Annotated in this window: 15 protein-coding genes; 6 read left to right on the top strand and 9 right to left on the bottom strand. The window is 70.2% G+C overall.

Annotated features, from left to right (window positions below):
• Nucleotides 1–318 precede the first annotated feature (318 nt).
• The 3 genes from ABT114_RS08470 to ABT114_RS08460 form a co-directional block, all read right to left on the bottom strand.
• On the bottom strand, nt 319–1,608 hold the full coding sequence (locus ABT114_RS08470) for a citrate synthase (RefSeq protein ID WP_351139981.1): 1,290 nt from the start codon (nt 1,606–1,608) through the stop codon (nt 319–321).
• Between the two features lie 254 nt (nt 1,609–1,862).
• Nucleotides 1,863–4,106, bottom strand: coding sequence for an SF1B family DNA helicase RecD2 (recD2, locus tag ABT114_RS08465; protein ID WP_351139979.1), 2,244 nt, complete (start codon nt 4,104–4,106; stop codon nt 1,863–1,865).
• A gap of 83 nt (nt 4,107–4,189) precedes the next feature.
• Nucleotides 4,190–4,531 (bottom strand): hypothetical protein, encoded by a 342-nt coding sequence (locus ABT114_RS08460; RefSeq protein ID WP_351139977.1) that lies wholly within the window; start codon nt 4,529–4,531, stop codon nt 4,190–4,192.
• A gap of 190 nt (nt 4,532–4,721) precedes the next feature.
• On the opposite strand from ABT114_RS08460, the gene ABT114_RS08455 reads away from it, so the two are divergent.
• From ABT114_RS08455 to ABT114_RS08430, 6 genes are all read left to right on the top strand, one after another.
• A complete protein-coding gene (locus ABT114_RS08455; RefSeq protein WP_351139975.1) occupies nt 4,722–5,738 on the top strand; it encodes a LacI family DNA-binding transcriptional regulator in 1,017 nt (338 codons plus the stop codon).
• Nucleotides 5,735–7,267 (top strand): sugar ABC transporter ATP-binding protein, encoded by a 1,533-nt coding sequence (locus tag ABT114_RS08450; RefSeq protein ID WP_351139973.1) that lies wholly within the window; start codon nt 5,735–5,737, stop codon nt 7,265–7,267. The genes ABT114_RS08455 and ABT114_RS08450 overlap by 4 nt, the downstream gene beginning before the upstream one ends.
• A complete protein-coding gene (locus ABT114_RS08445; protein ID WP_351139971.1) occupies nt 7,257–9,206 on the top strand; it encodes an ABC transporter permease/substrate-binding protein in 1,950 nt (649 codons plus the stop codon). The genes ABT114_RS08450 and ABT114_RS08445 overlap by 11 nt, the downstream gene beginning before the upstream one ends.
• A gap of 85 nt (nt 9,207–9,291) precedes the next feature.
• The gene (locus ABT114_RS08440; RefSeq protein ID WP_351139969.1) at nt 9,292–10,293 is read left to right on the top strand and encodes a ribokinase; all 1,002 of its coding nucleotides are present in this window, start codon (nt 9,292–9,294) and stop codon (nt 10,291–10,293) included.
• The gene (rbsD, locus tag ABT114_RS08435; protein WP_351139967.1) at nt 10,290–10,679 is read left to right on the top strand and encodes a D-ribose pyranase; all 390 of its coding nucleotides are present in this window, start codon (nt 10,290–10,292) and stop codon (nt 10,677–10,679) included. Before ABT114_RS08440 ends, rbsD begins: the two co-directional genes overlap by 4 nt.
• Nucleotides 10,680–11,038: 359 nt before the next feature.
• Complete coding sequence (locus ABT114_RS08430) at nt 11,039–12,247, top strand: esterase/lipase family protein (RefSeq protein ID WP_351139965.1); 1,209 nt, start codon at nt 11,039–11,041, stop codon at nt 12,245–12,247.
• A gap of 25 nt (nt 12,248–12,272) precedes the next feature.
• Here ABT114_RS08430 and ABT114_RS08425 read toward each other — a convergent pair whose 3' ends face one another.
• The 6 genes from ABT114_RS08425 to ABT114_RS08400 form a co-directional block, all read right to left on the bottom strand.
• Entirely contained in the window at nt 12,273–13,115 is an 843-nt protein-coding gene (locus ABT114_RS08425) for an MOSC domain-containing protein (RefSeq protein WP_351139963.1), read from the bottom strand.
• A gap of 57 nt (nt 13,116–13,172) precedes the next feature.
• Complete coding sequence (locus tag ABT114_RS08420) at nt 13,173–13,565, bottom strand: PIN domain-containing protein (RefSeq protein ID WP_351139961.1); 393 nt, start codon at nt 13,563–13,565, stop codon at nt 13,173–13,175.
• The gene (locus tag ABT114_RS08415) at nt 13,562–13,843 is read right to left on the bottom strand and encodes an Arc family DNA-binding protein (protein ID WP_351139959.1); all 282 of its coding nucleotides are present in this window, start codon (nt 13,841–13,843) and stop codon (nt 13,562–13,564) included. The genes ABT114_RS08420 and ABT114_RS08415 overlap by 4 nt, the downstream gene beginning before the upstream one ends.
• Before the next feature lie 75 nt (nt 13,844–13,918).
• Complete coding sequence (locus ABT114_RS08410; protein WP_351140533.1) at nt 13,919–14,716, bottom strand: sugar phosphate isomerase/epimerase family protein; 798 nt, start codon at nt 14,714–14,716, stop codon at nt 13,919–13,921.
• 32 nt (nt 14,717–14,748) lie between these two features.
• Nucleotides 14,749–15,900 carry a dihydrodipicolinate synthase family protein gene (locus ABT114_RS08405; protein ID WP_351139957.1) on the bottom strand — a complete coding sequence of 384 codons (1,152 nt, stop codon included), beginning with the start codon at nt 15,898–15,900 and terminating at the stop codon, nt 14,749–14,751.
• Nucleotides 15,897–17,048, bottom strand: coding sequence for a Gfo/Idh/MocA family protein (locus ABT114_RS08400; protein ID WP_351139955.1), 1,152 nt, complete (start codon nt 17,046–17,048; stop codon nt 15,897–15,899). Before ABT114_RS08400 ends, ABT114_RS08405 begins: the two co-directional genes overlap by 4 nt.
• Between the last annotated feature and the right edge of the window lie 87 nt (nt 17,049–17,135).

Here is a 17,135-nt window from a genome sequence, read left to right as displayed (position 1 = left end):
GCAGATCGCAGACGCCCAGTAGTACGGCGAGTTTTGCTCGTTCTGCTCAACAACCGCACACAGCAATACAGCGATCAGGCGCTGCCTCAGACGCCCGGCCGGATCCCGTGGGGGGAATCCGCACCGGGACATGGGAAGGCGCCCTGTACGCCGGCCCGTGGGGGGACCGGCGGCAGGGCGCCTTCTGCTGTCTCTGATGGCTGGGACCTGCCCCGTCCCCTACGGGGATCAGCGCTCCTCGACCGCGACGAAGTCGCACTCGACCACGCCCGCGGCCCAGCGACGGGGCGCCCCACGAGGCGCCCCCACCGGCAGGTGTCAGCGCTCCTCGACCGGAACGAAGTCACGCTCGACGACACCCGTGTAGATCTGCCGCGGGCGGCCGATGCGGGAGCCGGGCTCCTTGATCATCTCGTGCCACTGGGCGATCCAGCCCGGGAGGCGGCCGAGGGCGAACAGGACCGTGAACATCTCGGTCGGGAAGCCCATGGCGCGGTAGATCAGGCCGGTGTAGAAGTCCACGTTCGGGTAGAGGTTGCGCGAGACGAAGTACTCGTCGGACAGCGCGTGCTCTTCCAGCTTCAGGGCGATGTCCAGCAGCTCGTCGGACTTGCCGAGGGCCGAGAGGACGTCGTGCGCGGCAGCCTTGATGATCTTGGCGCGCGGGTCGAAGGACTTGTACACCCGGTGGCCGAAGCCCATCAGGCGGACGCCGTCCTCCTTGTTCTTCACCTTGCGGATGAAGGAGTCGACATCGCCGCCGTTGGCCTGGATGCCCTCGAGCATCTCCAGCACGGACTGGTTGGCGCCGCCGTGCAGCGGGCCCCACAGGGCGTTGATGCCGGCCGAGATCGACGCGAACATGTTCGCCTGCGAGGAGCCGACCAGGCGGACCGTGGACGTCGAACAGTTCTGCTCGTGGTCCGCGTGCAGGATCAGCAGCTTGTCGAGCGCGGAGACGACGACCGGGTCGAGCTCGTACTCCTGCGCCGGGACCGAGAAGGTCATGCGCAGGAAGTTCTCGACGTAGCCGAGGTCGTTACGCGGGTAGACGAACGGGTGACCGATCGACTTCTTGTACGCGTACGCCGCGATCGTCGGGAGCTTGGCCAGCAGCCGGATCGTGGAGAGGTTGCGCTGCTTCTCGTCGAACGGGTTGTGGCTGTCCTGGTAGAACGTGGACAGCGCCGAGACGACCGACGACAGCATGGCCATCGGGTGGGCGTCGCGCGGGAAGCCCTTGTAGAAGTTCTTGACGTCCTCGTGCAGCAGTGTGTGCTGCGTGATCTCGTTCTTGAACGTGGAGAGCTCGTCGACGCTCGGCAGCTCGCCGTTGATCAGCAGGTAGGCCACCTCCACGAAGGTGGAGCGCTCGGCCAGCTGCTCGATCGGGTAGCCGCGGTACCGGAGAATGCCCGCCTCGCCGTCGAGGTAGGTGATCGCGGATTTATAGGCGGCGGTGTTGCCGTAGCCGCTGTCCAGAGTCACGAGACCGGTCTGGGCCCGGAGCTTCCCGATGTCGAAGCCCTTGTCACCGACGGTGCTGTCGATCACCGGGTAGGTGTACTCGCCGTCGCCGTACCGCAGTACTACAGAGTTGTCGCTCACGTCTTCCCTCACCGACGTTGTGCCTCATCTTCGAGGTTGCCCTGACTGTCTCTACCATCCCCCATTTGGCGCACGAGAGTGCACTCGGGGTCGACCATTGGGCTTATTGGCGGCACTCAGTGCCGCCAACTTGCTCATCCTGCCCCCTTCGTCCCGCATCCGGAAGTGCTCTGTGACCTTCGCGACTCATTTGATCGATCATTTTTGGTGATCTGTGCCACCGATGTGCGGCTCAGGAGGAGAAGACGTGCGGCTCAGGAGCCGGCGAGCCTGAAATCCAGTGCCGTACAGCGCCGTCCCGCCGACACCGTGCGCACCGCCTGCCCGATCGCCTTGCGTGAACCCACGAGGACGACCAGCTTCTTGGCCCGGGTCACGGCCGTGTACAGCAGGTTCCGCTGGAGCATCATCCACGCTCCGGTGGTGACGGGGATCACCACGGCGGGATATTCGCTTCCCTGCGAGCGGTGGATGGTCACCGCGTACGCGTGCGCCAGTTCGTCCAGTTCGTCGAATTCGTACGGAACCTCCTCGTCCTCGTCCGTCAGCACCGTCAGGCGCTGGTCGACCGGGTCGAGCGAGGTGACCACGCCCACGGTGCCGTTGAAGACGCCGTTCTCGCCCTTCTCGTAATTGTTGCGAATCTGGGTGACCTTGTCGCCGACGCGGAAGACCCGGCCGCCGAACCGCTTCTCCGGCAGATCGGGGCGGCCGGGCGTGATGGCCTGCTGGAGCAGGCCGTTGAGCGTGCCGGCGCCGGCCGGGCCGCGGTGCATGGGCGCCAGGACCTGGACGTCCCGGCGCGGGTCGAGCCCGAACTTGGCCGGAACGCGACGGGCCGCCACGTCCACCGTGAGCCGCCCGGCCTCCTCCGTCTCGTCCTCGACGAAGAGGAAGAAGTCCTTCAGCCCGTCGGTGAGCGGGTGCTGCCCGGAGTTGATGCGGTGCGCGTTCGTCACCACCCCCGACTGCTGGGCCTGGCGGAAGACGCGGGTGAGGCGAACGGCGGGGACGGGGCTGCCGTCGGCCAGGAGGTCCCTGAGGACCTCCCCCGCGCCGACGCTGGGCAGCTGGTCCACGTCTCCGACGAACAGCAGGTGGGCGCCCGGGGGCACCGCCTTGACCAGCTTGTTGGCCAGGAGCAGGTCCAGCATGGACGCCTCGTCGACCACCACCAGGTCCGCGTCCAGCGGACGGTCCTTGTCGTACGCCGCGTCGCCGCCGGGCTTGAGTTCCAGGAGGCGGTGGACGGTGGAGGCCTCGGCGCCGGTGAGCTCGGCCAGGCGCTTGGCGGCGCGGCCGGTGGGCGCGGCCAGGACGACCTTCGCGCGTTTGGCCCGGGCCAGCTCCACGATCGAGCGGACCGTGAAGGACTTGCCGCAGCCTGGGCCACCGGTGAGGACGGCGACCTTCTCGGTGAGCGCGAGCCGGACCGCGGCCTCCTGTTCGGGGGCCAGCTCGGCGCCCGTACGCCCCTTGAGCCAGGCGAGCGCCTTGTCCCAGGCCACGTCGTGGAAGGCGGGCATCCGGTCGGAACCCGTGCGCAGCAGGCGCAGCAGCTGGGCGGAGAGGGAGAGTTCGGCGCGGTGGAAGGGGACGAGGTAGATGGCGGTGACGGGTTCCGAGCCGCCGTCGGGCCCGGGCACCTTCTCCCGTACGACACCGGGGTCCTCGCCCTCCTGCGGGGGCGCCGCCAGTTCGGCCAGGCACTCGATGACAAGTCCGGTGTCCACCTGGAGGAGCTTGACCGCGTCGGCGATCAGTTTCTCCTCGGGCAGGTAGCAGTGGCCCTGGTCGGCGGACTGCGAAAGGGCGTACTGCAGGCCCGCCTTGACGCGGTCCGGGCTGTCGTGCGGGATGCCGACGGACTGGGCGATCTTGTCGGCGGTGAGGAAGCCGATACCCCAGACGTCGGAGGCCAGCCGGTAGGGCTGGTTCTTCACGACGGAGATCGAGGCGTCGCCGTACTTCTTGTAGATGCGCACGGCGATGGAGGTGGACACCTCGACGGTCTGGAGGAAGAGCATGACCTCCTTGATCGCCTTCTGCTCCTCCCAGGCGTCGGCGATCTTCTTGGTGCGCTTGGGGCCGAGGCCTGGGACCTCGATGAGCCGCTTGGGCTCCTCCTCGATGATCCTCAGGGTGTCCAGGCCGAAGTGCTGGGTGATGCGGTCGGCGAAGACGGGTCCGATGCCCTTGACGAGCCCCGAGCCGAGGTAGCGGCGGATGCCCTGGACGGTGGCGGGCAGGACGGTCGTGTAGTTCTCGACGGTGAACTGCTTGCCGTACTGCGGGTGGGAGCCCCATCGGCCCTCCATCCGCACGGACTCGCCGACCTGGGCGCCGAGCAGCGCGCCGACGACCGTCAGCAGGTCACCGCCGCCGCGTCCGGTGTCCACGCGCGCGACCGTGTAGCCGTTCTCCTCGTTGGCGTACGTGATGCGTTCGAGCACGCCTTCCAGCGTGGCCAGTCGCCGCTCTCCCGCCTGATCGGTCATGATCCGACGGTACCGCCCGGCACTGACAGGCCCGTCCTGCCGGGCCTGTCAGTGCCGGAGGGTACGGGGCCGGGAGCCCTGGGTCAGTTCTCCGTGACCGTCACACAGGTGCCGACCACATAGCCGGTGACGCCACTCCTCGTGACCTTCACCCAGCGCTTGCTGACGATGCCGCACTTCTCGTACGAGGAGGTGCCGTAGTACATCGTGCAGGACGCCGACGCGCTCTCACCCTTGTTGACCTGGGCGAGGGCCGTGCCGCTGGTGCTCGTCCGGTCACGGATGATCACGGTTTCGAGGGCCTTCGCCGTGCACCCGGCCGCGGCCGCGTCCGTCTGGGCGACGGCGGGGCTGCCGATGATGAGCGTGGCCCCGACCAGGGCGGCAGCCGCCGCGGACGTACCGAGTATCCGACCTGCGCGCATATCTGTTTCTCCCCTGTGATTGGCGCGGGCATGCCACCCGCTGCGGTCAGGGGCAGCCTAGATCACTTGAGTCCCATTCATCACAATCCGGTCTCGGGATGCGGGTGAGGGCTTGATTAACCCCCGTGTAATCGATTCCAATCCTCCTTACACGTCGATGTAATCGATTCCACGAGGAGGTGGAGCGGCGATGGCGAGCATCAAGGATGTCGCTGCCGAGGCGGGCGTGTCCGTCGCCACGGTGTCGCGCGTCCTGAACGAGCACCCGTCGGTCAGCGCGGACGCACGCACGCGCGTGCTGGCCGCCGTCGAGGCGCTGGGCTACCGCCCGAACGCCGTCGCCCGGTCCCTGCGCACCGACCAGACCCGCACCCTCGGCCTGGTCATCAGCGACGTACTGAACCCGTACTTCACCGAGCTGGCCCGCTCCGTCGAGGAGGAGGCCCGCGCGCTGGGCTACAGCGTCATCATCGGAAACGCCGACGAGCGGCCCGAGTTGCAGGACCACCACGTACGGACCCTCCTGGACCGCCGTATCGACGGGCTGCTGGTCTCCCCCACCGACGGCGGCTCCCCGCTCATGCTGGACGCCGCGCGCGCGGGGACGCCGATGGTCTTCGTGGACCGGTGGATCCCGGGCGTGGACGTGCCCGTGGTCCGGGCGGACGGGCGAGCGGCCGTGCGTGACCTCGTGGCCCATCTGCACGGGCTGGGGCACCGGCGGCTCGCGATCATCGCGGGTCCGGCGGCGACCACGACCGGCAGCGAGCGCGTCGAGGCCTTCCGCGCGGCCCTGGCCGAGTGCGGGATTCCCCTTCCCGACGCCTACATAGGCCAGGGCGACTTCCAGGCCGAGAGCGGGCGGCGGGTCACCGAGCGTTTCCTCGACCTGCCCGAGCCGCCCGAGGTCGTCTTCGCCGCGGACAACCTGATGGCACTCGGCGCGCTGGACGCCGTACGCGCGCGTGGGATGCGGGTTCCCGACGACATCGCGCTCGCCGCGTTCGACGACATCCCGTGGTTCGTGCACACCGATCCGCCGATCACCGCGATCGCCCAGCCCACGGGCGACCTGGGGCGCGCCGCCGTGCGCGCGCTCGTCGACCGCATCGAGGGACGGCCCCCCGAGTCCGTCACCCTCCCCGCCCGTCTCGTCGTACGCCGCTCGTGCGGCGAGCCCTCCCCCGCACAAAGGAGCACGTCGTGAGCAACCCGGACGAGTTGCTGCGCATCGAAGGCATACGCAAGACCTTCCCGGGCGTGGTCGCGCTCGACAGCGTGGACTTCGATCTGCGCCGGGGCGAGGTGCATGTGCTGCTCGGTGAGAACGGCGCGGGCAAGAGCACGCTGATCAAGATGCTCTCCGGCGCCTACCGCCCCGATGCCGGCCGGATCGTCGTGGACGGCGAGGAGGTCCGCATCCACGGTGCGCAGGATTCCGAACGCCTCGGGATCGCCACCATCTACCAGGAGTTCAACCTCGTTCCCGATCTGACGGTCGCCGAGAACATCTTCCTGGGCCGCCAGCCGCGCCGCCTCGGGATGATCGACCGGAAGAGGATGGAGGCGGACGCCGCCGAACTCCTCGAGCGGGTCGGCGTCAACGTGTCTCCACGCGCGCGTGTGCGTGAACTCGGTATCGCGCGCCTGCAGATGGTCGAGATCGCGAAGGCGCTCAGCCTCGACACCCGCGTGCTGGTCATGGACGAGCCGACCGCCGTGCTCACCTCCGAGGAGGTCGAGAAGCTCTTCTCCATCGTGCGCAAGCTGCGCGAGGACGGCGTCGGAATCGTCTTCATCACGCACCACCTGGAGGAGATCGCCGCCCTCGGCGACCGCGTCACGGTCATCCGCGACGGCAAGAGCGTCGGCCAGGTGCCCGCGTCCACGCCCGAGGACGAGCTCGTACGCCTCATGGTGGGGCGGTCGATCGAGCAGCAGTACCCGCGGGAACGGGCCGACAAGGGTGCCGCGCTGCTCACCGTCGAGGGCCTGACCCGGGACGGCGTCTTCCACGACGTGAGCTTCCAGGTGCGGGCGGGCGAGGTCGTCGGCATCGCGGGCCTGGTCGGCGCCGGTCGTACCGAGGTCGTACGGGCGGTGTTCGGCGCGGACCCCTACGACAAGGGCGCCGTGAAGGTCGCCGGCGCGGAGTTGCGCCGACACGACGTGAACGCCGCCATGGCCGCCGGGATCGGGCTCGTCCCCGAGGACCGCAAGGGCCAGGGGCTGGTGCTCGACGCCTCCGTCGAGGAGAACCTCGGGCTGGTGACGATGCGTGCGGCGACCCGTGCCGGGCTCGTCGACCTCAAGGGGCAGCACGAGGCGGCGGCCCGGATCGCCGGGCAGCTGGGGGTGCGGATGGCGGGCCTCGGGCAGCACGTGCGCACGCTCTCCGGCGGCAACCAGCAGAAGGTCGTCATCGGCAAGTGGCTCCTGGCCGACACCAAGGTGCTGATCCTCGACGAGCCCACGCGCGGGATCGACGTCGGCGCCAAGGTCGAGATCTACCAGCTGATCAACGAACTGACGGCCGCCGGTGCCGCCGTCCTGATGATCTCCAGCGATCTGCCCGAGGTGCTCGGCATGAGCGACCGGGTGCTGGTGATGGCCCAGGGCCGGATCGCGGGCGAGCTCTCGGCCGACGAGGCCACCCAGGACACGGTGATGGCGCTCGCCGTCAGCACCCCGACCGTCACAGTCACGAAGGAAACGGAGGCCAGCCGTGGCCACTGACACGCTCAAGAACACAACGGGCGCGCGGGGCGCCACGGGCGGCCTGCGCCGCCTCCTGCTCGACAACGGCGCGCTGACCGCGCTCATCGTCCTCGTCATCGCGATGTCGGCGCTGTCCGGCGACTTCATGACGACGGACAACCTCCTGAACGTCGGCGTCCAGGCCGCCGTGACCGCCATCCTCGCCTTCGGCGTCACGTTCGTGATCGTCGCGGCGGGCATCGACCTCTCGGTCGGCTCGGTGGCCGCCCTGTCGGCCACCGTCCTTGCCTGGAGCGCGACCTCACAGGGCATCCCGGTCGCCATCGCGGTCGTCCTCGCGATCGCCACCGGCATCGCGTGCGGCCTGGTCAACGGCTTCCTGATCTCGTACGGGAAGCTGCCGCCGTTCATCGCGACGCTCGCCATGCTGTCGGTGGGCCGCGGCCTGTCGCTGGTGATCTCGCAGGGCTCCCCCATCCCCTTCCCCGACTCCGTCTCGCACCTCGGCGACACGCTCGGCGGGTGGCTGCCGGTGCCGGTGCTCGTGATGGTCGTCATGGGTCTGATCACGGCGTTCGTGCTGGGCCGGACGTACATCGGCCGCTCCATGTACGCGATCGGCGGCAACGAGGAAGCGGCCCGCCTCTCCGGCCTGCGGGTGAAGCGGCAGAAGCTCGCGATCTACGCCCTCTCCGGGCTGTTCGCCGCCGCCGCGGGCATCGTGCTCGCCTCCCGGCTGTCCTCGGCGCAGCCGCAGGCCGCGCAGGGCTACGAGTTGGACGCGATCGCCGCGGTCGTCATCGGCGGCGCCTCGCTCGCCGGCGGCACGGGCAAGGCGTCCGGGACGCTGATCGGCGCCCTGATCCTGGCGGTGCTGAGGAACGGCCTCAACCTGCTCTCCGTGTCCGCCTTCTGGCAGCAGGTCGTCATCGGTGTCGTGATCGCGCTGGCGGTGCTGCTCGACACGCTGCGGCGCAAGGCGGGGGCGACCCCGGTCGCCGCCGGTGCCTCGCAGGGCGGGAAGGGCAAGCAGGCCGCGACGTACGTACTCGCCGCGGTGGTCGCCGCGGCGGTCGTGGGCGCGATGTCCTTCCTGCACAACGGCTCCCCGGCGAAGAACCAGAAGATCGGCCTGTCGCTGTCGACCCTCAACAACCCGTTCTTCGTGCAGATCCGTTCCGGCGCGCAGGCCGAGGCGAAGAAGCTGGGCGTCGACCTGACGGTCACGGACGCGCAGAACGACGCCTCGCAGCAGGCCAACCAACTGCAGAACTTCACCAGCGAGGGCCTCGGCTCGATCATCGTCAACCCGGTGGACTCGGACGCGGCGGGCCCGTCGGTGCGCTCGGCGAACAAGGCCGACATCCCCGTCGTGGGCGTCGACCGCGGGGTGAACAACGCCGAGACGGCCGCGCTGGTCGCCTCCGACAACGTCGAGGGCGGCAAGCTGGGCGCCAAGGCGCTCGCCGAGAAGCTGGGCGGCCAGGGCACCATCGTGATCCTGCAGGGCCAGGCGGGTACGTCCGCCAGCCGTGAGCGCGGCGCGGGCTTCGCGGCCGGGCTCAAGGAGTACCCGGGCATCAAGGTCGTGGCCAAGCAGCCCGCGGACTTCGACCGCACCAAGGGCCTCGACGTGATGACGAACCTGCTGCAGGCGCACCCCGACATCGACGGTGTCTTCGCCGAGAACGACGAGATGGCGCTCGGCGCGATCAAGGCGCTCGGCTCCAAGGCCGGTACGTCGGTCCAGGTGGTCGGCTTCGACGGCACCCCGGACGGCCTGACGGCGGTCAAGGACGGCACGCTGTACGCGTCCGTGGCGCAGCAGCCCACGCAGCTCGGGAAGATCGCGGTGGACAACGCGATCCGGGCGGCCGAGGGCGAGAAGGTGGAGAAGACGGTGAAGGTGCCGGTGAAGGTGGTCACGAAGGAGAACGTGGCCGGCTTCGGCGGCTGACATCGGCGAACGGGCGGGCGATCACCACGATCGCCCGCCCTGCGCCAGGTCCGCACGTACGAGTCAGCACTAGAGGAGTCATTGCATGTACGACTACGACCTTCTGGTCGTAGGGTCGGCCAACGCCGACCTGGTGATCGGTGTCGAGCGGCGGCCGGGGGCCGGTGAGACGGTGCTCGGGTCCGACCTGGCCGTCCACCCCGGCGGCAAGGGCGCGAACCAGGCGGTCGCCGCCGCCCGGCTCGGGGCGCGTACGGCCCTGCTGGCGCGGGTCGGCGACGACGCGTACGGCCGGCTGCTCCTCGACTCGCAGCGGGCGGCCGGCGTGGACACGGTGGGCGTCCTGGTCGGCGGCGCGCCGACCGGGGTCGCGCTGATCACGGTGGACCCGTCCGGGGACAACAGCATCGTGGTGTCGCCGGGCGCGAACGGGAAGCTCGCACCGGCGGACGTCCGGGCCACGGCCGGCCTGTTCCAGGCCTCGCGGGTGGTGTCGACGCAGCTGGAGATCCCGCTGGAGACGGTCGTGGAGGTCGTACGGAACCTGGCACCGCGAAGCCGCTTCGTGCTGAACCCGTCCCCGCCGCGCCCACTGCCGGCCGAGGTGCTGGCGGCCTGCGACCCGCTGATCGTGAACGAGCACGAGGCGAAGGTGATCCTCGGCGAGGACGCGGCCGCGGTGAGCGAGGAGCCCGCGGACTGGGCGCGGATCCTGCTGGCCAAGGGGCCGCGCTCGGTGGTCGTGACGCTGGGCGCGGAGGGCGCGCTGGTGGCTTCCTCGGAGGGCGTCACCCGGGTCCCGTCCGTGCAGGTGGACGCCGTGGACACGACGGGCGCGGGCGACGCGTTCACCGCGGCGCTGGCGTGGCAGCTGGGGGCGGGCTCGTCCCTCGCGGAGGCGGCGGCGTACGCGGCCCGGGTCGGCGCGGCGGCCGTGACGAAGCGGGGCGCGCAGGAGTCGTTCCCGACGGCGGCGGAGGCGGCGGCGCTGTGCGCTGCCGTGCCGGAGGGCGACCCCAGGACCCCTGGCGGGAACAGCGGTTCGGGCAGCTCGGCCGACGCGCCGCTGCGAGGTGGTTCCCGGTGAAGCGGGCGGGAATCCTGAACCGGCATCTCTCCGGCGCGCTGGCCGAGCTGGGGCACGGGGACGGGGTGCTGGTGTGCGACGTCGGCATGCCGATACCGGACGGGCCGCGGGTGGTGGACCTGGCGTTCCGGGCCGGGGTGCCGTCCTTCGCCGAGGTGCTGGACGGGCTGCTGGCCGAGCTGGTGGTCGAGGGCGCGACGGCGGCGACCGAGGTGCGGGAGTCGAATCCGGCGGCGGCCGCGCTGCTGGACGGGCACTTTCCCGGGCTGGCGCTGGTCGCGCACGAGCGGCTCAAGGAACTGTCGGCGGGCGCACGGCTGGTGGTCCGCACGGGCGAGGCACGGCCGTACGCGAACGTGCTGCTGCGCTGCGGGGTGTTCTTCTAGCCGCCTGTTGCTCTTGTTGCTCTTGCGGAAGCTTCGAGGGGGCCCGGTCCGTCGACCGGGCCCCCTCGGCTTTTCCCCTCCACATCAGAACCCCCGCGATCCCCCCAGATCCCCCTCCAAAGGTCCTGATGCCAAGTACGACCCACGGAGCGCGGAAAGGGTTGCACGCGTTCGGAAGAAAATTCCGAAGGCCGAGGGAAGGGGGCCGGGAACAGGCCTTTGGCACATGCCGGGCGCATTAAACGGGTCCCGCGCACACTCCATTAGTTGGGATGAAATCCGCAGCCCCAGCAGGCGATAAGCCCGAAATGTCACCATGATGAGGTCGTCCCCTCCCCCCTCCCCCGAGGAGCACGACCGTGTCCGAAAAGACCGAGCCCAACGTCGGTATGTTCACCCTCGCCGACCCGGTGGCCGCCGAGCCTCCCCATCCCATCAAGGTGCCGGACCACGAGGAATGGCCCCTGCCGAACGGCTTCGCCTGGGTCTTCCTGGGCTCGGGCAACAGCGAGATCACCCGGCCCGTGATCATCGCCGACGGCTTCAACCTCGGTCGGAGCGAGCTCGACAAGCTCTACCAGTTCCTCGACGGCGGTGAGTACCCCTTCCTCACCGAGCTGCACCGGCGCGGCAGGGACGTGATCCTGCTCGGGTTCGAGGAGCGGACCGCGTCCATCATGGACAACGCGCAGGCCGCCGAGGCCGTCATCATGGAGACCATCGGCCGGCGCGTCGGCAACACCCGGCTGGTCGTCGGCGGCTTCAGCATGGGCGGCATGGTCACCCGCTACGCGCTCGCCAAGCTGGAGACCCAGCGGATGGACCACCAGACGGCGGTGTACTTCTCGTACGACACCCCGCACCGCGGCGCCACCATCCCCGTCGGCGTGCAGGCGTTCTCGTACTTCATCCCGTTCCCCGGCAACGACTTCGAACGGCAGATGAACAGCGACGCCGCGCGTCAGATGCTGTGGCAGCACTACGACAAGGACACCGGCAAGATCCAGGTCGCCAAGGAGCGCAAGGACTTCCTGGCCGCTCTGAACCGGTTCGGCGGCTGGCCGCAGATCCCGCGCAAGATCGCCGTCGCCAACGGCCGCGCCGACGGCATCGGCCTGCCGGACGTGCCGCCCGGCGAGGTCGCGCTGCGGCTCGACAAGATCTACCCCGGCACCACCTTCTACACCCAGGCCCAGGGCGACGACGTGACCGTCGCCTACCTGTACCGGAAGTTCCCGGAGGCCGAGGACACCATCACGACCGACAGCTTCCCGGAGCTGGACGGCGCCCCGGGCGGCACGCTGCACACGTACAAGATCCTCGCCGACGCGATGAAGAAGTTCGGCGCCACGGTGGACCTGCGCCACGAGGACGTCTGCTTCGTGCCGTCGGTCAGCGCGGTCGCGATCCGGGACATCGAGAAGCAGGACGACCTGTACGCGAAGATCAAGGACCTGGACCCCGGCGAGAGCGAACTGGACGACTTCCTCTGCTCGTCCACGACCACCGAGCACACCGTCGTCACGGAGGAACTGGGCAGCTGGCTGATCGACCGGTTCGACGTCTGATCCACCGACGCCGTCCGCCCGGGTCTCACACCAGGCGGACGGCGTCCCCCTCCCGGATCCGTCCGCCCCGCACCACCTGCGCGTACACCCCGGCGCACGGGTCCGGGGCGCGGCCGGGCAGCGCGGGGACACGGTTGTGGCGGGCGGGGACGCGCAACGCGTCGGGGTCGCGGGGGAGCCGGCCGTGGGCGAGGGTCGGGACGGCACAGCGCGGGGTCACGGCCATCACGCGCAGGACCACCTCGTCGCCGACCGCCAGCTTCTCGCCGAACCAGGCATTCTCGAGGAAGCCCTCGGCCTCGCCGGCCGTGTCGATCACCAGGTTGGGGCGGTAGCGTTCCGCCTCCACCGTCCCCCGGGGGCTCAGTGCGGCGATCCGGCGCAGGGTCGAGGTGGTGACCAGGTGGACCGGCGCGAAGTCGAAGAAGGTCCCGGGCGGGGCGGCCGAGCCGAACTGGACCACGTCGGCGGCGACCTCGGCGTCCAGCCCCGCCTCCAGCACCTCCTCAGGCCGGGACCGGTGGAGGGTGGCGCCGGGAGGCGGGACGTCCGTCAGCGTCACCTTGCGACCCAGGAACGCCGAAAGTCCGTCGTGGACGTGTGCGTCGGCGCTGTCCCACGTCGTGCCGTCCGGGGCGGTGATGCGGGCCCCGGTGCCGGCCGTCGCCGCCGTGCAGCGCAGCAACTCCCGCCACAGCCTGGGGGACTTGGCGCTGGCCACCTTGCCCGTCTCCCGGTCCAGCAGCGCGAAACGGCGGTCGCCCGCCAGACCTCGGTCGGTCACCTCGGCAGCCGGAATCCGCTCCCCCAGCAGGGACTTCACCGGATAGCGCCAGAGCGCGCCGACCTCCCCCACAAAGTTGCACATGCGTCTTGAACTCCCTGGCTTCAACGGGGCCGCTCCTGAGATGACACAGGCGGGCCCTCAGCGGTTCAGGTCCATGACACCGACCCCGAGTCCGGCATACGCCTCCGGGGCCACGGTGGCGAGCAGGCCGCCCGTCGGGATCGTCTGGTTCGGGCGCGCGGTGTGCACGGCCGCCGAGACACCGAAGTCGACGCCTTCACGACCCAGTTCGGCGATGGTCACCGCCATGGCGTAGTCGTCGTCGACGAGATGGAGTACGTCCGCCAGCACGCCCACGTGGTCGACGATCCCGGCACGTCCACGCTCGGCTTCCAGCAGGCACAGGACAGGTACCCACAGCCGCATGTCGTCACTGGCGGCCGCCGCGTGGATGAGGCCGGAGACCTGTTTGTCGCCCCCCATCGCCAGGAGGGTGGGGGTGTCGAGGACGTAGTGCTCGGTCCAGCTCAAGGGGACGGCTCCGTCTCGACCGGGCCGGCACGGTGAGCGGCGGCGGCCTCCCGCATCTTGCGCCGCATCTCGGCGGACTCCTCGTCCGACACGTAGTGCCCGAAGCGCTCGGCGAGCAGAGTGCGGGTGCGGTCGGCCCGTTCCTTGATCTGCTCAGGAGTCAGCGTCTGAGCGGCTATGTCCTGCATGAGGGCACGAAGGCTGGTGCCTCGCGCCTCGGCCACGGCGGCCAGTTGGTCACGGACTTCGGCGGGCACGCGGATCATGACGTCGGACATACGTCGAGTATACATCGCGTATACGGCGGGGCGGCCGGAGTACAGGTCGTCCCGTACTTCGGCCGCCGTACCGAGCTACGCCGCGTGAGCCAGGAAGCGTTCCGCCGTCTCCGCCAGCACCTCCCGCCCGTCCCGCGCCCACAGCCCCTCGTTGAAGAGCTCGACCTCGATGGGGCCGGTGTAGCCGGCCGCCTCCACATAGCCCTTCCACTCCCGCATGTCGATCGCGCCGTCGCCGATCTGGCCGCGGCCGTTGAGGACGCCCTCCGGCAGCGGGGTGGTCCAGTCGGCGAGCTGGAAGGTGTGGATGCGGCCGCCGGCGCCCGCACGGGCGATCTGCTCGGGGGCCGAGTCGTCCCACCAGATGTGGTACGTGTCGACCGTGACGCCCACCTGGTGTGCGGGGAAGCGTTCCGCGAGGTCCAGGGCCTGGGCGAGGGTGGAGACCACGCAGCGGTCGGAGGCGTACATGGGGTGCAGGGCCTCGATGGCCAGCTTCACCCCGTGGGCCTCCGCGTACGGGCCCAGTTCGGCGAGGGCGTCCGCGATGCGTTCGCGGGCGCCGTGCAGGTCCTTGGAGCCGGCCGGCAGGCCGCCGGAGACCAAGACCAACACCTCGGTGCCCAGGGTCGCTGCCTCGTCGATCGCGCGGCGGTTGTCGTCCAGGGCCCGGGCGCGCTCCTGCGGGTCGATCGCGGTGAGGAAGCCGCCCCGGCACAGGGTGGTGACGGCGAGGCCCGCGTCGCGGACCAGCTTCGCCGTCGCCTCCACGCCGTACGTCTGGACCGGCTCGCGCCACAGGCCGACGCCGGGCACCCCCAGCTCCAGGCAGGCGTCGACCAGTTCGGGCATCGACAACTGCTTGACCGTCATCTGGTTGATGCTGAAGCGGGTGAGATCTGCGGTCACTGGTTCACTCCGTACAGGGAGAGCAGGGTCTTCATCCGCTCCTCCGCCAGCTTCGGGTCGGGGAACAGGCCCAGGCCGTCGGCGAGTTCGTAGGCGCGGGTGAAGTGCGGGAGGGAGCGCGCCGACTGGAGGCCGCCGACCATCGTGAAGTGGGTCTGGTGGCCGGCCAGCCAGGCGAGCAGGACCACGCCCGTCTTGTAGAAGCGGGTGGGCGTCTGGAAGAGGTGGCGGGACAGCTCGACGGTGGGGTCGAGGAGTTCGCGGAAGCCCGTCACGTTCCCGGTGTCCAGGACGCGGACGGCCTGCGCCGCCAGCGGGCCGAGCGGGTCGAAGATGCCGAGCAGGGCGTGGCTGAAGCCCTGTTCGTCGCCCGCGATCAGCTCGGGGTAGTTGAAGTCGTCGCCGGTGTAGCAGCGGACGCCGTCGGGGAGGCGGCGGCGCAGGTCGACCTCGCGCCGGGCGTCGAGGAGGGAGACCTTGATGCCGTCGACCTTGTCCGGGTGGGCGGCGATGACCTCCAGGAACGTGTCGGTCGCCGCGTCGAGGTCCTTCGACCCCCAGTAGCCCTCCAGCGCCGGGTCGAACATCGGGCCCAGCCAGTGCAGGACCACGGGTTCGGCGGCCTGGCGCAGGAGGTGGCCGTAGACCTCCAGGTAGTCCTCGGGACCGGAGGCGGTGGCGGCCAGCGCGCGGGACGCCATCAGGATCGCCTGGGCGCCCGACTCCTCGACGAGGGCGAGCTGCTCCTCGTACGCCTGGCGGATCTGCGTCAGGGAGCCGCCGGTGATCTGGTCGGTGCCGACGCCGCAGGCGATGCGGCCGCCGACCGACTTCGCCTCGGCGGCGCTGCGCCGGATCAGCTCGGCCGCGCCCGCCCAGTCCAGGCCCATGCCGCGCTGGGCGGTGTCCATGGCCTCGGCGACGCCGAGTCCGTGGGACCACAGATGGCGGCGGAAGGCGAGGGTGGCGTCCCAGTCGACGGCCGCCGGGGAGTCGGGGCCGGCGTCGGCGAACGGGTCGGCGACGACGTGCGCCGCCGAGAAGACCGTACGGGAGGTGAAGGGGGTGCCGGGGGTGACGGCGAGGGGTTCCGTGCGGGGTTCGTACGACCGCAGCCCGCCACTGGAGTCGGGGAGTCGGATGGTCACAGCGCGATCTCCGGTACGTCGAGACGGCGGCCCTCGGCCGAGGACTTCAGGCCCAGCTCGGCGAGCTGGACGCCACGGGCGCCGGCGAGCAGGTCCCAGTGGTAGGGCGCGTCGGCGTAGACGTGCCGCAGGAACAGCTCCCACTGGGCCTTGAAGCCGTTGTCGAACTCGCCGTTGTCCGGGACCTCCTGCCACTGGTCGCGGAAGGCCTCGGTGGCCGGGATGTCCGGGTTCCACACCGGCTTGGGGGTGGCGGACCGGTGCTGGGCACGGCACTTGCGCAGGCCCGCGACGGCCGAGCCCTCGGTGCCGTCGACCTGGAACTCGACGAGTTCGTCGCGGTTGACGCGGACCGCCCAGGAGGAGTTGATCTGGGCGATGGCGCCGCCGTCGAGTTCGAAGATGCCGTAGGCGGCGTCGTCGGCGGTGGCGTCGTAGGGCTTGCCCTGCTCGTCCCAGCGCTGCGGGATGTGGGTGGTGGCGATGGCCTGGACGGACGTCACGCGGCCGAAGAGCTCGTGCAGGACGTACTCCCAGTGCGGGAACATGTCGACAACGATGCCGCCGCCGTCCTCGGCGCGGTAGTTCCAGGACGGGCGCTGCGCGGACTGCCAGTCGCCCTCGAAGACCCAGTAGCCGAACTCGCCGCGGATGGACAGGATCCGGCCGAAGAAGCCGCCGTCGATGAGGCGCTTCAGCTTGAGCAGGCCCGGCAGGAAGATCTTGTCCTGGACGACGCCGTGCTTGATGCCCTTGGCGTTGGCCAGGCGGGCCAGTTCCAGGGCGCCGTCGAGGCCGGTGGCGGTCGGCTTCTCGGTGTAGATGTGCTTGCCGGCGGCGATCGCCTTCTTGATCGCCTCCTCGCGGGCCGACGTCACCTGGGCGTCGAAGTAGATCTCCACGGTCGGGTCGGCGAGGACCGCGTCCACGTCCGTCGAGATGTGCTCCAGGCCGTGCTGCTCGGCGAGCGCGCGCAGCGCGTGCTCGCGGCGCCCGACGAGGATCGGCTCCGGCCACAGCACGGTGCCGTCGCCGAGGTCGAGCCCGCCCTGGTCACGGATGGCCAGGATGGAGCGGACGAGGTGCTGGCGGTAACCCATGCGCCCGGTCACGCCGTTCATGGCGATACGCACCGTCTTGCGTGTCACGTCGGTCCCTTCGTAGGCGCTGAGCGCCCGGTTGCCCTCGTTTTACTGGTAAGCCGTACAGCAAGCGCTTTCTATACAATGAGAAGC

This window comes from Streptomyces sp. NPDC002088, assembly GCF_040296605.1.
Taxonomy (GTDB): Bacteria; Actinomycetota; Actinomycetes; order Streptomycetales; family Streptomycetaceae; genus Streptomyces.
This window is presented reverse-complemented; position numbering and strand designations above follow the sequence as displayed.

What these genes read in the sequence shown, in the direction of transcription:
- recD2 (WP_351139979.1), bottom strand. Translation starts at nt 4,106, where the DNA reads ATGACCGATCAGGCGGGAGAGCGGCGACTGGCCACGCTGGAAGGCGTG.
- ABT114_RS08460 (WP_351139977.1), bottom strand. Translation starts at nt 4,531, where the DNA reads ATGCGCGCAGGTCGGATACTCGGTACGTCCGCGGCGGCTGCCGCCCTG.
- ABT114_RS08455 (WP_351139975.1), top strand. Translation starts at nt 4,722, where the DNA reads ATGGCGAGCATCAAGGATGTCGCTGCCGAGGCGGGCGTGTCCGTCGCC.
- ABT114_RS08440 (WP_351139969.1), top strand. Translation starts at nt 9,292, where the DNA reads ATGTACGACTACGACCTTCTGGTCGTAGGGTCGGCCAACGCCGACCTG.
- ABT114_RS08425 (WP_351139963.1), bottom strand. Translation starts at nt 13,115, where the DNA reads ATGTGCAACTTTGTGGGGGAGGTCGGCGCGCTCTGGCGCTATCCGGTG.
- ABT114_RS08415 (WP_351139959.1), bottom strand. Translation starts at nt 13,843, where the DNA reads ATGTCCGACGTCATGATCCGCGTGCCCGCCGAAGTCCGTGACCAACTG.
- ABT114_RS08410 (WP_351140533.1), bottom strand. Translation starts at nt 14,716, where the DNA reads ATGACGGTCAAGCAGTTGTCGATGCCCGAACTGGTCGACGCCTGCCTG.